Source organism: Campylobacter sp. RM5004 (genome assembly GCF_022369455.1).
Taxonomy (GTDB): Bacteria; Campylobacterota; Campylobacteria; order Campylobacterales; family Campylobacteraceae; genus Campylobacter_E.
Window position 1 is genome coordinate 360,122 of record NZ_CP059599.1, and the last position, 14,860, is coordinate 374,981.

Annotated in this window: 13 protein-coding genes; 7 read left to right on the forward strand and 6 right to left on the reverse strand. The window is 28.1% G+C overall.

Translation table 11 applies throughout. The features are described from left to right. Positions 1–2: 2 nt before the first annotated feature. Genes leuS through AVANS_RS01905 form a run of 5 tightly spaced genes read left to right on the forward strand, consistent with a single transcriptional unit; the run spans position 3 to position 8,460 of the window. A complete protein-coding gene (gene leuS / locus AVANS_RS01885) occupies positions 3–2,423 on the forward strand; it encodes a leucine--tRNA ligase (RefSeq protein ID WP_239817968.1) in 2,421 nt (806 codons plus the stop codon). Beyond that, a complete protein-coding gene (locus AVANS_RS01890) occupies positions 2,420–2,896 on the forward strand; it encodes an LPS assembly lipoprotein LptE (RefSeq protein ID WP_239817969.1) in 477 nt (158 codons plus the stop codon). The genes leuS and AVANS_RS01890 overlap by 4 nt, the downstream gene beginning before the upstream one ends. Before the next feature lie 54 nt (positions 2,897–2,950). Beyond that, positions 2,951–4,498, forward strand: coding sequence for a GGDEF domain-containing protein (locus tag AVANS_RS01895; protein ID WP_239817970.1), 1,548 nt, complete (start codon positions 2,951–2,953; stop codon positions 4,496–4,498). Next, entirely contained in the window at positions 4,482–5,615 is a 1,134-nt protein-coding gene (locus tag AVANS_RS01900) for a Mur ligase family protein (protein ID WP_239817971.1), read from the forward strand. The genes AVANS_RS01895 and AVANS_RS01900 overlap by 17 nt, the downstream gene beginning before the upstream one ends. Further along, positions 5,596–8,460, forward strand: a complete 2,865-nt coding sequence (locus AVANS_RS01905) for a DEAD/DEAH box helicase (RefSeq protein ID WP_239817972.1) — start codon at positions 5,596–5,598, stop codon at positions 8,458–8,460. Before AVANS_RS01900 ends, AVANS_RS01905 begins: the two co-directional genes overlap by 20 nt. Before the next feature lie 122 nt (positions 8,461–8,582). Here AVANS_RS01905 and AVANS_RS01910 read toward each other — a convergent pair whose 3' ends face one another. From AVANS_RS01910 to AVANS_RS01935, 6 genes are all read right to left on the reverse strand, one after another. Further along, positions 8,583–10,040, reverse strand: coding sequence for a Ppx/GppA phosphatase family protein (locus AVANS_RS01910; RefSeq protein WP_239817973.1), 1,458 nt, complete (start codon positions 10,038–10,040; stop codon positions 8,583–8,585). Between the two features lie 9 nt (positions 10,041–10,049). Beyond that, positions 10,050–11,189, reverse strand: a complete 1,140-nt coding sequence (locus AVANS_RS01915; protein ID WP_239817974.1) for a HAMP domain-containing sensor histidine kinase — start codon at positions 11,187–11,189, stop codon at positions 10,050–10,052. A gap of 92 nt (positions 11,190–11,281) precedes the next feature. Next, positions 11,282–11,953 (reverse strand): homeostatic response regulator transcription factor HsrA, encoded by a 672-nt coding sequence (gene hsrA, locus AVANS_RS01920; protein ID WP_239817975.1) that lies wholly within the window; start codon positions 11,951–11,953, stop codon positions 11,282–11,284. Between the two features lie 74 nt (positions 11,954–12,027). Further along, complete coding sequence (locus tag AVANS_RS01925; protein ID WP_239817976.1) at positions 12,028–12,345, reverse strand: dihydroneopterin aldolase; 318 nt, start codon at positions 12,343–12,345, stop codon at positions 12,028–12,030. After that, positions 12,330–12,920 (reverse strand): glycerol-3-phosphate 1-O-acyltransferase PlsY, encoded by a 591-nt coding sequence (gene plsY / locus AVANS_RS01930; protein WP_239818524.1) that lies wholly within the window; start codon positions 12,918–12,920, stop codon positions 12,330–12,332. The genes AVANS_RS01925 and plsY overlap by 16 nt, the downstream gene beginning before the upstream one ends. A 56-nt stretch (positions 12,921–12,976) precedes the next feature. Then, positions 12,977–14,095 carry a PilZ domain-containing protein gene (locus AVANS_RS01935; protein ID WP_239817977.1) on the reverse strand — a complete coding sequence of 373 codons (1,119 nt, stop codon included), beginning with the start codon at positions 14,093–14,095 and terminating at the stop codon, positions 12,977–12,979. Between the two features lie 173 nt (positions 14,096–14,268). On the opposite strand from AVANS_RS01935, the gene rplU reads away from it, so the two are divergent. Further along, positions 14,269–14,577, forward strand: a complete 309-nt coding sequence (gene rplU / locus AVANS_RS01940; protein WP_239817978.1) for a 50S ribosomal protein L21 — start codon at positions 14,269–14,271, stop codon at positions 14,575–14,577. Positions 14,578–14,588: 11 nt separating this feature from the next. Further along, complete coding sequence (gene rpmA, locus AVANS_RS01945; protein WP_214117382.1) at positions 14,589–14,846, forward strand: 50S ribosomal protein L27; 258 nt, start codon at positions 14,589–14,591, stop codon at positions 14,844–14,846. The last annotated feature ends 14 nt before the right edge of the window (positions 14,847–14,860 follow it).

Consider the following 14,860-nt stretch of genomic DNA (forward strand, 5'->3'; position numbering starts at 1 on the left):
TTATGTATAACGCAAAAGAAATAGAAAAAAAATGGCAAGAGATTTGGGATAAAGAAAATTATTACGAGCCAAGCACAGATTTTAGTAAAGAAAAAAAATATATTCTATCAATGTTTCCATATCCAAGTGGTAAAATCCACATGGGGCATGTAAGAAACTATGCAATAGGCGATGCTTTAGCAAGACATTATAGAATTGCAGGTTACAATGTTTTACACCCACTAGGTTTTGATAGCTTTGGAATGCCTGCTGAAAATGCAGCTATAAAATACGGACTTCATCCAAAAAAATGGACTTATGAAAATATTGATTATATGAAAAAAGAGCTTTATTCTTTGGGTTTTTCGTTTTCTAAGACTAGATTACTTGCTACAAGTGATGAAATTTATACTAAATTTGAGCAAGAAATATTTTCTAAAATGTATGAAGCAGGTCTTATTTATACTAAAAAAGCTAATGTGAATTGGTGTGATCATGATAAAACCGTTTTAGCAAATGAACAAGTTGAAGATGGTAAATGCTGGAGATGTGGTCATGAAGTTATTCAAAAATCTATGAATGGCTATTATGTAAAAATTACTGAGTATGCAGAAGAATTATTAAAAGATTTAAAATATTTAGAAGATAAATGGCCAAATCAAGTTTTAACCATGCAAGAAAACTGGATAGGTAAAAGTGATGGCTTGGAATTTGAATTAGGAATTAGCAGCGATAATAAAGAGCTAGATGGTTTAAAATTTAGCGTATTTACTACCCGTGCTGATACTATTTATGGGCTTTCTTATTTTGCTTTAGCACCTGAGCATGAAATAACTAAAAAAGTTTTAGATAGTGATTTAATTAGCGATGAAGATAAGGCAAAAATCAAATCAATGCAAAATATGAGTGCAAAAGCAAGAGCGCAAAGCGAAAAAGAAGGTGTATTTTTAGGAATTTATGCAATTCATCCACTAACAAAAGAAAAACTACCTGTATGGGTTGCTAATTTTGTATTAGCTGATTATGGTAGTGGTGCTGTTATGGCAGTTCCTGCTCATGATGAAAGAGATTATGAGTTTGCTAAAAAATATAATTTAAATATTAAATATGTAATTAATAAAGATAGTATTTCACACAATGAGCCTTTTACTGAATATGGAGTTTTATTTGATTCAGATAAATACACAGGGCTTGATAGTGCAAGTGCAAGAGAGCAAATTGCAAAAGATTTTGAAAGCCTAAAAATAGGTAAAAAGATTATTAATTACAAGCTAAGAGATTGGGGGATTTCTCGCCAACGCTACTGGGGTGCTCCAATTCCTATTGTAAAATGTAAAGATTGTGGTAATGTTTTAGAGCGTAATTTACCTGTTGCATTGCCTGAAGATGTAGTTATAGATGGCGAAGGAAATCCATTAGAAAAACACCCTACATTTAAACAATGCAAATGCCCTAAATGTGGCAAAGACGCTATTAGGGAGAGCGATACCATGGATACTTTCTTTCAAAGCTCTTGGTATTTTGCAAGATTTGCGAGTAATCCCGCTAATTGGAATACAAAAGCAATTGATGAAGAAGCAAAATATTGGATGAATGTAGATCAATATATCGGCGGAATTGAGCATGCGATTTTACATTTACTTTATGCTAGATTTTTCCAAAAAGCTTTAAGAGATTTAGGATATTTAAATGTAAATGAACCATTTGAGCGCTTACTTACTCAAGGAATGGTATTAAAAGATGGTGCTAAGATGAGTAAGAGTAAAGGCAATACCGTTGATCCTGATTTAATTATTGAAAAATACGGAGCTGATACTGCAAGGCTTTTCATTTTATTTGCTGCACCACCACAAAAAGAACTTGAGTGGAATGATAGTGCGGTTGAGGGTGCTTATAGATTCTTAAATAGACTTTATGATAAAGCAAGTGGTATTAATGTAGTTGATTTTTCAAATATTAATCATGCAAATCTTAGCAAAGAGAATAAATTTGCAAGACTTAAAGTGTATGAAGCTTTAAAAAAGGCTGATGATGTATTTAATAAAACTTATGCGTTCAATACTTTAATAGCTGCTTGTATGGAAAGCTTAAATGCTTTAAATAACGCAGATGATGATATGGTATTAAGTGAAGGTTTTGCTATAATTTTAAGCATTCTTGAGCCTATTATTCCGCATATTGCAAGTGAGTTAAGCGAAAAATTATTTAATAGAAAAAACATTAAAAACTATGAAATAAAAGAAGAAGTTTTCGTAAGTGATACAATTAAGCTTGGAATTAGTGTAAATGGTAAAAATAGAGCTGAAATTGAAGTAGGTGCGAGTGCAAGTAATGATGAAATTTTAGCTTTAGCTAAAGAAAAAGTAAGCAAGTGGCTAGAAGAAAAAACAATAGTAAAAGAAATTTATATTCCTAATAAATTAATTAATATTGTAATTAAATGAAAAATATATTTTTAATTTTTGTTTTATTTTTTTGTGCTTGTGGTTATGCTCCGTTAAACAAAGCCACAAGCTCTTCTTTAGGTGAAAGCGTTAATGTAGTTACTATAATTAATAAAGCTGAGCCTAAAGATAGTATTACGCTAAGCGATAATTTTACAAATTATTTAGAACATTATATGCATAAAAGCATTAGTAAATATGCTGATAGCAAAATTGTTTTAAGGATTTTGAGTAGTGATTTTATCGCTTTATATTACGATGAGTTTGGATATGCTAAGAGTTATAAGGCTATTATTAGATTAGAATTTAATGTAACTTATAAAGATGGAAAAAATAAAAAAATCATAACTTCAGGCGAGCATATTTTTAATACAAATCAAATTAGTGTTTTAAGTGATGAGCAAAAAAGTAGAGCGATTAATCAAGCTAGCCAAAAGGCGTTTAACGAATTTGCTTTAAAGGTTATTATGTAGTTAATAATTAATTTTGTTTTGTTAGTATTGAGAAAAAATTTATAAAGAGTAAACATGTCTATTAATATTAATGTAATTGCTAAAGAAACTATCGTAGAGCTTACTAAAAGAAATCTTTTATTGACTCCTGAAAATTATTCAGAAGTATTTGATGAAGTAGCGAAAAAATACGGAAGAACTTCTCAAAATAGTGATAAAATCCAAAGCTATATTGCTAAATTAAACCCTATGTTAGCTCAAGATGTAAAAGGTAGAAATGTTAAAAGCTTAGAAGAATTGGTGGTATTTTTAATATCAAAAGCAAATGGTATTAAAGAAGATAATACGGATAAAAAAATCATTACAAATTATAGTATTTTATGCAGAAAATTATTTTCAATATTATCAAAAATACCAAATAAAGCTACAAAGCATCTAAGTGAAGAATCTTTAAATAAATTAAATAGCATTAATATAAGAACTTTAGAAGATTTAAAAAACGATTGGATCAATGTAGAAGATGATCAATTTGAATTAAATAACAAAATTCAGCATTTAGGCTTAAATGCAAGAGATGATTTTAAAGAGATTTTAGATGAATTAGCATCAAAATTAGAAAAGAGTAATGCTGATTCAATTTGCGAAAATTTAGCTCCATCAGTGGCTTATTCGCTTACTCCATCTATTGCAAATTATGTAAATGAAGAAATTAATCAATTTTGTGAGAGCATAAGTGCAGAGCCACAAATCTTAGGAGCAAAGCAAATTGCTGAACAATTTAAAGATTTGATTAAAAAAAGAATTGATATAGATAGAGCAGAGATTTCAAGTTCAAATAAAGTATTAAATGATGTTTTAGAGCAAATCAGCGATAAAATAGTTAATATTTTAAATATGGCAACTAATTCTCAAGTAAAAGTTCAAGAGATTAAAAAAGAAATAGAAAGCATTAAAGCAGAAGATAGGGCAATGCAAGTAATTAAAGAAAAATTAATCGCTATCGTTGCTACTTTTGAAAAAGAAATTATAGACTTAAAAGAAAAAACAAAACAAGATGCCGATACTCTAGGTGAATTAAAAATTAAAGTTCAAGGGTTAGAGCAAGAAATTAATAAACTAAGAGAAGAAACTCAAGTAGACTTTTTAACTCAACTTGCAAATAAAAGACAATTAGAAGAGCAATTAAAATTAGCAGAAGAGTCTTATGGTAGATATAATATTAATTACTCAATAGCTTTTTTTGATATAGACCACTTTAAAGTTATTAATGATACTTATGGACACGCAGCAGGCGATACAATACTTGCTAATTTAGGAAATATTATTTTAAATAATATAAGAAAACTAGATTGTGCAGGAAGATATGGCGGAGAAGAATTTATGGTAATTTTACCTCATGCTTCTATTGATGATGCTGTGAAATTTGCAGAAAAAATTAGAGTTTTAGTATCAGAGCAAAAGTTCTTATGTAAAGGTAAAACAATTAGTATAAGAGTAAGTGGCGGTGTAAGTGATAGAAAGAGTTATGATACTCAAGAGCAGTTTATTGAAGCTGTTGATAAGCTTTTATATGCTGCAAAAGATGCAGGCAGAAACAATATAAAAAGTGCAAGCAGAAAATAACCTTACAAGCTATTTAGATAATTTAGCTGAATTTTACGAGAAGTTTGACCTTTTTAAAGCTCATAGATTTAAACATTTATTAGGATTTGATTACACTCAAAAAGTAGTTCAAATCCTAGGCACTAACGGTAAGGGAAGCACTGGAAGATACCTTGCTTTAATGCTTAGTAATAGTGGCTATAGAGTAGGGCATTTTATAAGCCCACATATATTTTCTTATAAAGAGCGTTTTAGCATATATGAAAACTCAAATCCATTAGAAATTAATCTTGATATTGCCCATCAAATATTGCAAAGTAAATTAAAAGAGCTTAACACAAAAGAAAGCCTTAGTTATTTTGAATATTTATGCTTTTTAGCACCTATTGTTTTTGCTGAGTGTGATTTCGTAGTGCTTGAAGCTGGACTTGGCGGTGAATACGATGCTACAAGTATTTTTAAAAGAGATTTATGTGTATTTACTCCTATTAGTATTGACCACGCTGATATTTTAGGCTCTAATTTAGATGATATTTATAGAACAAAAATCAAAGCAATGCAAAATGTAAATGTATTTGCAAATGATAATGAAATGATAAGAAAGGCAGTCATTCAAAAAGGTGTAAAAGCAAGTTTTTTAAAATACGATTATTCTAAATTATGTCTTGATGAAAGCGAGTTTTTAAAGCATAATTTTAGCTTAGCTCAGCTTGCTTATTTTGAATTACTTAATCATTTTTATATAGGAAAAGCTATTAAATTAGATTTAAGAGCTAGATGTGAAAAACTAGCAAAAAATATAATCATTGATGTAGGGCACAACGGCGCAGCTGCAAAGAATTTGAAATCGGAATTACAAAAGCATTTTAATGGCAAAGTTAGTTTAATAGCTAATTTTTTTGCTAATAAAGATGTAAAAGATATATTACAAATTCTAAAGCCTTGCATTGATGAAGTTTTGATTTTTAATTACGAAAGCTCACATAGAGCATTAGCTGATGTAAAAGGCATTTGTAAAGAGCTAGATATAAAATATAGTGATTTTAATAAGTTAGATGATAATAAATTTTATGCTGTATTTGGCTCTTTTGTTTTGGTAGAAAGGTTTTTAAAAGCTTATGCAAGCAAAATTATATGAATATTTATTAAAAAATAGCCCAAAAATAGTAGTTTGTGAAGATTTAAATGAGGCAAAAAGTCTTGCAAGTGTAGCCGAGTTTTTAAACAAAAAAAGCTTTATTATGCCTGATTTTAGAGCTGATGTAGGCGATGATTTACGCTCATTTACAATGGAGCTTTTTGATATTTCAAAGGTTTTGAGTGATTATTATGATTATCAAGATGAAAAGATTTTAATAATTCCTATTAATACTATCAAAAAGCCTTTACCTACAAAAGAAAATTTAAAATGTTTAGAAATTGAATTTGCTAGTAGAATTAATTTAAAAAATCTAGCAAAAGAGCTTTTAAGATTAAACTATACTTTAGTAGATATCGTGCAAAGCCCAGGGGAGTTTTGTATAGGGCATGAAAAAATAGATATTTTTTCTTTAAAATATGAAAATCCTATTAGGATTGTTTTATTTGATGATGAGGTTGAAAGCGTTAAGTTTTTTGATGCAGCCACAGGACTTAGCTTTAAAGAAGAATTAGAAAAATGCTTAATTTTACCGATAATTTCAAGAGTTAGCGAAGATGAATTTGAAAAAATTAACGATGATATAAAAAACTCTGATGATAGTTTTAAAGACTATGAGAGCGTATTTTATTGGTATTTAAAATTGCATAATTATTTGGATTTTTCTTATGTTTGTATTAAAGAATTTGAAATAGGAAATGTAATTAGCAAAGCATTAAAATATCAAGATATGGTCTTTATTCCTAGCAATGATTTTTTTAAATTAAACGAAAATAAAAAAATAAAACTTCTAGCAAGTAATGAAAATAAATTTTTAGAATTTAAGCTTGGGTCTAATGTAGAAAAAATTATTTCAAACGAAATTGTAAATATTAAAAGCGATGATGAATTAATAATAAGCCTTAATAAATACTATAAAAAAGAGAAAAAATATAAATCTAGCATAATTTTAGATGAATTAATTAAAAATGATTATGTAGTTCATGAGCGTTATGGAGTAGGTAGATTTTTAGGGCTTGAGCTAATAGAAAATGAAGGCAAAAAGCAAGAATTTATTGTGATTGAATATCAAAATGAAAATAAATTATTGCTACCTACTAGTTCACTTTATTTGCTTGATAAATATATTTCAAGTTCTATTCCTGAGCTTGATAAATTAGGCAAAAATACCTTTGTAAAATTAAAAGAAAAGTTAAAAACAAAACTTCTAGCAATAGCAGGTGCGATAACTGAACTTGCAGCAAAAAGACAATTAATCGTAACAAAAGCTATTAAAAAGCCTTTAGAATATGAGCTTTTTAAAGCTAGTGCAGGGTTTAGTCTAACAAGCGATCAAGAAAAAGCATTAGATGAAATTTTTGCTGAATTAGCAAAAACAACTCCTATGGATAGGCTACTTAGTGCTGATGTTGGTTTTGGTAAAACTGAAGTTGCTATGCATGCAATATTTGCTTGTGTTAAAAGCGGCTTGAATGCTTTATTTTTCGTTCCAACTACGCTTTTATGTTCTCAGCATTATAAGACCTTAAAAAATCGCTTAGAGCCTTTTGGGATAAATGTATTTAGGCTTGATAGATTTTCAAATACTAAAAAAGCCATTATGAATACAAAAGAGCCTAAGGTTATAATAGGCACTCACTCGCTTTTATCTTTAGCGATTGACGATGTAGGATTAATAGTAATTGATGAAGAGCATAAATTTGGCGTAAAACAAAAAGAAAAATTAAAAGATATAAGCATAAAAGCTCATCAATTAAGCATGAGTGCAACTCCAATTCCAAGAACTCTAAATCAAGCTTTAAGCACGCTTAAAACATATTCGCAAATCCTAACTCCGCCAAATGATAGGCTAGATGTTAGAACCTTTGTAAAACCTTATGATGATGCTTTGATTAAAGAGGTTATTGCTAGAGAATTAAGGCGAGGCGGACAGATTTTTTATATTCACAATCACATCGCTTCAATTGAGCATAAAAAGCGTTATTTAGAGAATCTATATCCTAATCTTAGGATTTTAGTATTGCATTCAAAAATTCCTGCAAATGAAGCAGAAGAAAAGCTTTTTGCTTATGAAGATAAAAAATATGATTTATTATTATGCACTAGCATTGTAGAAAGCGGAATTGATTTAGCTAATGCAAATACCATAATAGTAGAAAAATCAAATCATTTTGGAATAGCAGATTTACACCAACTTCGTGGTAGAGTAGGGCGTAGTAAGATTCAAGGATTTTGCTATTTTCTAGTAGATAATGAAGAAAATCTTAGCGAAGATTCAAAAAAACGGCTTTTAAGTCTAGCAAGTAATTCATATCTTGGAAGTGGTAGCACGCTAGCGCAAATGGATTTGGAAATAAGAGGCGGTGGAAATTTATTAGGAGCTGAGCAAAGCGGACATATAGAACAACTCGGCTATGCTTTATATATAAAAATGCTTGAAGCTGAAATCAATCGCTTAAGCAAAGGCAATGTTACAAAAGAGATAAAATACGAGCAAAAACTATTAGTAAATGCTTATATAAGTGATTATTTGGTGCCAAATGATAAGTTAAGATTATCGCTATATAGAAAGGTAAATGAGTGCGAAAATTTAGCTGAACTTAGTGCTTTAGAAGATAGTTTTAATGATAGATTTGGTAAGTTTGATAGCTATACTAAGAATTATTTTTCACTTATGGCGATTAAGATTTTATGTATTAAAAATAATTTTATTGAAGTTAGTAACTACGAGCAAAATATAAAATTATTAAAAGAAAACGATGAAAGAATTATTCTAAAAGCACCTAGTAAAAGCGATGAAGATATAATTGTAACGATTTTAAAATATCTTAATTCTTTAAGCTAAATTCCTAATTCAAATTCTTGTTAATTTTCGTGGAATTTGAAATAGGAATTTGGATTAATTATCGTAAGCTTTTAAGATTAAAAGCTAAATTCCTAATTCAAATTCTTTCAACTAAAATAGTGTTAAATTTCTTCATCATTTATATAAATATTAAAGCTTTTTGGTTTGCTTATTTTTTTGATTGCTTCTTGGATGATGAAATTGTTTGTTTTCTTTTCTATATATAAAGTTTTGTTTTTGTAAGTAAAGTTGCAAAGTTCGTTTTCTTTACCTTTGTTTAAAGTATTACAAAATGCTAATATGAAATTAAGCCAGCTTATTGTGTTTTCATCTGGTAAGAGCTTGTTTAATTTGAGATTTTCATAGTTTATTTTTTTGCCGTGTTGTTCAATAATCGTTGCTATTAATGCCTTATCTTCATGCTTTATACAAAAATTTAATCCACTCAATATGCAATAAGCACTATGTTTGTGGTTTGAATAAAAGCTTAGTAATAAGCCACTTTCAATGAGTCTTGCAGCATAATTGAGGTGTTTTTGATATTTTTTATCTACATAATGAATATCTTCTAAAACATTAAAAAGTTTATTTACATTACTAACTAAAGAGCTTGATTTAAACTTAACTAATCTATCTTCTAAACTCTTTAAACTAGGGTTAAAATTAACAGGAAAGCCTTTGTGATGCTTGAATAAATCCTTTAAAAATACGCCTTCTCTTACTCCTGCACCACTTGTTATTATGTTTTTTATTTGAAGTTTTTTAATGATTTTATAAAAGACTAATGCACCCATTTTTATGGTATCGTGGCGTTCTTTTTTAATACCTAGCGAGCTTAGTTCTTGATTTTTACAATTTATAATTTTGTCTATAAAATCAATCTCATCATTAGCTTGATACGAAAAAGCATGAACTTGATTTAATGGATAGTCGTTTTTTTCCATAATTGCATTGCTAATTGCTCTTAAAGAGCCACCTATTGTAATTAGGGTTGAGGCTTTAAAATCTTGCGGGATTTTATCTAAATACGCATCTATGTGTTTTTCTAGTTTATTAAACTTATCTTTAAACAAATCTTTTAGCCTAACTGTTCCTAAATCAAGCGAGAATGTTTTTATTATTTTTTGATTTTCACAAAGACAAAGCTCAGCACTTCCTCCACCTATATCAAGGCAGATTGCTCTTTCTTCAAGTTTTGGAAGTAGATTAATTGCACCAAAACCACTTAAATATGCTTCTTCTTCGCCACTTATTGTTTTTATATTTAACTTTAAATCTTTTTTTAGTAGATTTACTAATTCATCTTTATTTACTGCATCTCTTAGGGCTGATGTGCCTATGCAATAAATTTTATTACATTTAAAATTAAGGGCTTGATTTTTAAAATATTTTATGATTTCATAAGCTTTTTTGATTTGTTTTTCTAAAAGTATATTATCTTGTTCGTAAGCACCTTGAGCTAGGCGAAATTTTACTTTTTGCTCGTTTAATATATAAAATCCATATCTTGAAGTTTTTTCATAAATCGCCATTCTAATGCCATTTGAACCTAAGTCAATAATTGCTGTTTTTTTTGCCATATTTCTCTCTTAATTTTTTTTGATTTTCATTGAAAAAATAGCTCTTGTTCCTTGCATATCTTTTCTGTTTTCAAGTTTTATTTCAGCTTTTAGGGCTGTTGCTGCTGATTTTGATAAATAAAGCCCTAATCCTACACCTTCTTTATTTCCAAATCGTTTAAAAGGTGCGAAATAATCTTTATCTTCGCTAATTCCACAACCCATATCATCTACATATAAATAAAATGTAGAATCTTTGATAAAAGTCGTAATTGTTATTATTGTATCTTCTCTTGAAAATTTAAAAGCATTTTGTATAAAATTTTGTAAAATTTGTGAAAATAGTGTTTTTTGTATTTTAATGCGAAGCTCGTTTGGGCTTAGATTTAATTCTATGCGTTGGCTTGTTTTTGCGCCTAAAAGACTAAAATTTTTGCTTTCATTTTTTATATACTCAATTAAGTCTATTTCATCAGGTTCTTCAAATTGAGCACCTTCTAATCGTCCTATTTTTAGAATTTCATTTATGATTTTGTTTATATTATCTATGCTTTCATTTGAATTTTTTATTGTATTAATGTAATACTCACTATCTCTTGGCTTTATTAGAGTTACATCATTTTTTGCTTTTATTACTGCTAATGGGGTTTTTAATTCGTGTGCAATTCCTATAAAAAGCTCTTTTTGTGAAGTGTTATAATTTTGTATTCTAGTAATTAGATGATTTATGCTATTGATAATGTCTTTAAATTCTAATGGATAGTTTTTAGTATCAAGTCTATTAGTAAAATTATCATCAAATCTACTTATTTTTACACTTAATTCTTTTAAGTGCATTGAAAGTATTCTTGATAAAAATAAAGAATAAAAAATAATCAAACTAATAGCAATAATAATTATTAAAAACAAGCTTATAAATATAGTATCAAGTATTTTTATTGATTGAGTTATATCTTTTTTTAAGATTATATAATCTCCTAATTCATTATATGGATGAGTAAGAATTAGGATTTTTTTATCATTTTCATTGACTATTTTAAAATTAGGCTTTGCGTTTTTTTTATCTAAATGAATGATTTTATAATCTTTAAATATTATAAAATCAGAATTATTATTTACTTCTATTATACTTATTGCGTTTTTTATGAGATTATCAAATTCATTTTGCATAATATTAATCTTTAGAATCTGATAAGACAAAATTGAAAAAATAACAACTAGCACCGTAATAGTTGATGCTAGTTGTAAGAAAAACTTATTTCTTATGCTTTTTTGGGAAAGCAAAATCTATAGCCTCTTCTTCTAATTGTTTCAATAGTTGAAATCCCTAAAGGCTTATCCATTTTTTGTCTAATTTGATTGATTGCAACTTCAATTACATTAGGGGTTACTAATTCAGGTTCTTCCCAAATAGCGTCTAATAATTGCTCTTTTGAAACTATTTGATCTGAATGTCTTGCAAGGTGAGTTAATACTTCAAAAGGTTTTCCTTTTAGTTCTATTTCTTTACCTTTGTATGTGATTTTTTCTTCATCTGGATCAATTTCAAGATTGTCAATTTTAATTGTATTTGAGCCACCAAATCTAAGTCTAGCTTCAATTCTAGCTAATAAAACATCAAAATCAAATGGCTTTTTAATATAATCATCAGCACCTGCTTTTAATGCTGTTATTTCGCTTTCTTTATCATCTTTTGCTGATAGAATGATAACTGAAGTTCTTGAAGATTTTTGTTTTACAATATGAATTAAATCAGTTCCATCTCCATCAGGCAACATCCAATCAGTTAAAACCAAATCATAATTTCTAATTCCTACATAATAAGCAGCATCATTGCAATTCTCACAAGAATCTATTTGATAGCCGTATTCAGTTAAGCCTTCGGCTAAAGTCTTATTTAAAGATATTTCATCTTCTACAACTAAAATACGCATTTTTTTTCCTTAAAGTAAAATTAAGGGAATGCTAACACAATTTAAGCAAACATTCAAGTTTTTTTAAACTTAATTTAATATTTTTTTTTGTATTTAGCACCTAAAGTTGCATTTTTCATAATTTCTAGTTTTTTAATTTTTATTTTAATCTTTTTTAATTGTGGAAATTTATTTTTAATTTTTTTAGCAAGTTTTTTATTTGCCTTTTCTAATGTGTGGAATTTCTTTGCTTTTAGATATTTTTTTGATAATTTCGCTACTTTTGCATAGTCCAAAAATCTATCAGCCTTAGCATCTATTTCTAGGCTTATTTTTTGTTTTTCTAATCTTTCAAACTCTAATAAGCCTATTATACATTTAAAATCAATTTTGATTATTATATGACTTTGCATTCGTCTTTTAAAATCAATCTTTTAATATTAGGTATGTGTTTATAAAAAATAAAAAATAATATCAAATAAAGCGGTGCATGAGAATTAATACTAAGATCAGCATATAAAAACTCAGCACTTATTACACCTATACTAAACCCTATTAATGAAGCTAAGCTTGATATTTTAAATACTTTACCTATGATAAGCCAGCAAATTAGTCCTATTATTACAGAATAAGGAACAAGTAATATTAATGCACCTGCTCCACTAGCTACTCCTTTACCACCATCAAAACCTAGATAAATACTATAACAATGTCCTATAACACTAAGAACTGCCATAGCCCAAATTGTAGCAATATTAACATCATTTATTAGTGCAAAAGCAATAGGTAACATTGCTTTTAAAAAATCGCTTAGCATTGTTGCTATTGCTAATTTTTTAGCTAGTTTAGGATTTACTTGTTTTACCACTCTTAATACATTAGTTGCACCTATACTTTTTGAGCCTGATTCTTTTATATTTACTTTTGCAAATTGTTTTGCGTATATTAATCCAAAAGGAATAGAGCCTATTAAATAGGCAATTAACATATAAATTAAGTTATGGTTAGTAAATAAATCTATTATAAATACATCAAGACCCATTATTAATCTCTTTTATAAAGGCTTAATTGATTTTTTAGCTCTACTAATGTTTCATCTACTCTTCTGCTTGCAAATTCTTGAATTTTTTTAGCATCTTCTTGATTTGGTAGAATTTCTAAACAATATCTATAAGCATTTTGATATACGATTAAAACAACAAGTTTAAATTTTAAATTAAATTCAACTGCTTCATTTGAATATGGCATATGTAAGTGTATATAAGATGATAAAATATCTCCACTCTTAAATCCTACATCTTCATTAGATACAACACCAATTCCGCCTTCTGAAATATCAAATAGTTTTCCATTTGCCACTCTTCCATCTTCGTGAGTTAGAGCAATTTTTGTAAATTCATTAGGATGAACCCTAGGATATGCTCTTTTTAAAGCATGCATATATGGTTGGCTTTCAAAATTGTTTAGAGTTACTGTGCAATTTACTATATTTACTGATAGTATGTTTGCTTTTATATTTTTTTGTAAATATTGATTTTGAATAATATAAGCACAATCTTCTTCTTTCATTGCTAGTATTTGCATTAAATCAACTTTTACTACTATACTAGCATCTTCAACTTGTAGTATTTCTCCATAAGTTCTCACAGGAACACCATTGTAAAGATTTAAAAACTCTAGTTTTTCTCCTACCGAAATCATCTTTTTAAATGTATCTATGAAGTTTTCATGGATAAAAAATCCACCTGAGCTACTAGCTGAAAATACATTAATAGAGCTTTGTGCAGTTGATGAATCATGGCAAATTGTGCAAAAAATAGAACCATATCTTTCTAATGCAAAAGCTAAATTTGTAACTAATTTATGATTTAAATTATTGCTTAACACATGCTTTGAGTAATCAATATAAGTTTTTAGTAAGAATTCAAAAAAACAAGCCTTGTTAAAATCTTTAGTTTTAGCAATTTCTTTACCTCTTTCAGTATCAAAATCTTTTGTTAAAAGCATTGAGAAAAGCTCTTCATAGGCTTCTTCACATTCTTTTGATAAAAATTTGCCTTCGCTTCTATAATGCGTCTGAATATTATTTATAAATTTATGTGTGTATTTTTCAAAATAACTAATACTAGAATTAACTAGTTCATTTCTACCTTCAAAACCCATAACTAATTTCCTTTTTAATTAAAAATTCCTATAAGTGTAGCAAAAAAAATAAAATTTTAAATAAAAATTAATGATTTTTTGATAGTATTCGCTTTTTACAACTCATTTAAGCTTATAAATCTTTAAAATTTTAAAGTGCTTAATGGGACTTACTAAATCAAAAAGGATGAAATATGTATGCTATTTTTAAACATAGCGGTAAGCAGTATAAAGTAAGTGTTGGCGACGAGTTAAAGTTAGATCGCTTTGAAGCAGAAAAAAAGTCTATCGTAGAAGTTACAGAAGTTTTAGCTATTAACGATAAAGAATTAAAAATAGGCACACCTTTTGTTAGTGGAGCTAAAGTTGTTCTTGAAGTTATTAACGAAGGTAAAGATAAAAAAGTTGTAATTTTTAAGAAAAGAAGAAGAAAAGATTCTAAACTAAAAAGAGGTTTTAGAAGACAATTTACTCGTGTAGTAGTAAAAGAAATTAAAGCGTAAGGAGAAATACAATGGCACACAAGAAAGGTCAAGGTTCAACTCAAAATAATAGAGACTCGATAGGTAGACGTCTAGGTGTTAAGAAATTTGGTGGCGAGTTCGTAAGAGCTGGTAATATTATTATTCGCCAAAGAGGAACTGCAACACACGCAGGAGCAAATGTTGGAATGGGAAGAGACCATACAATTTTTGCTTTAGTTGATGGTTTTGTTAAATTTGAAAGAAAAGACAAAAACCGCAAAAAAGTATCTGTATATCCTGCAGTTTAATTAATATAAAAGGA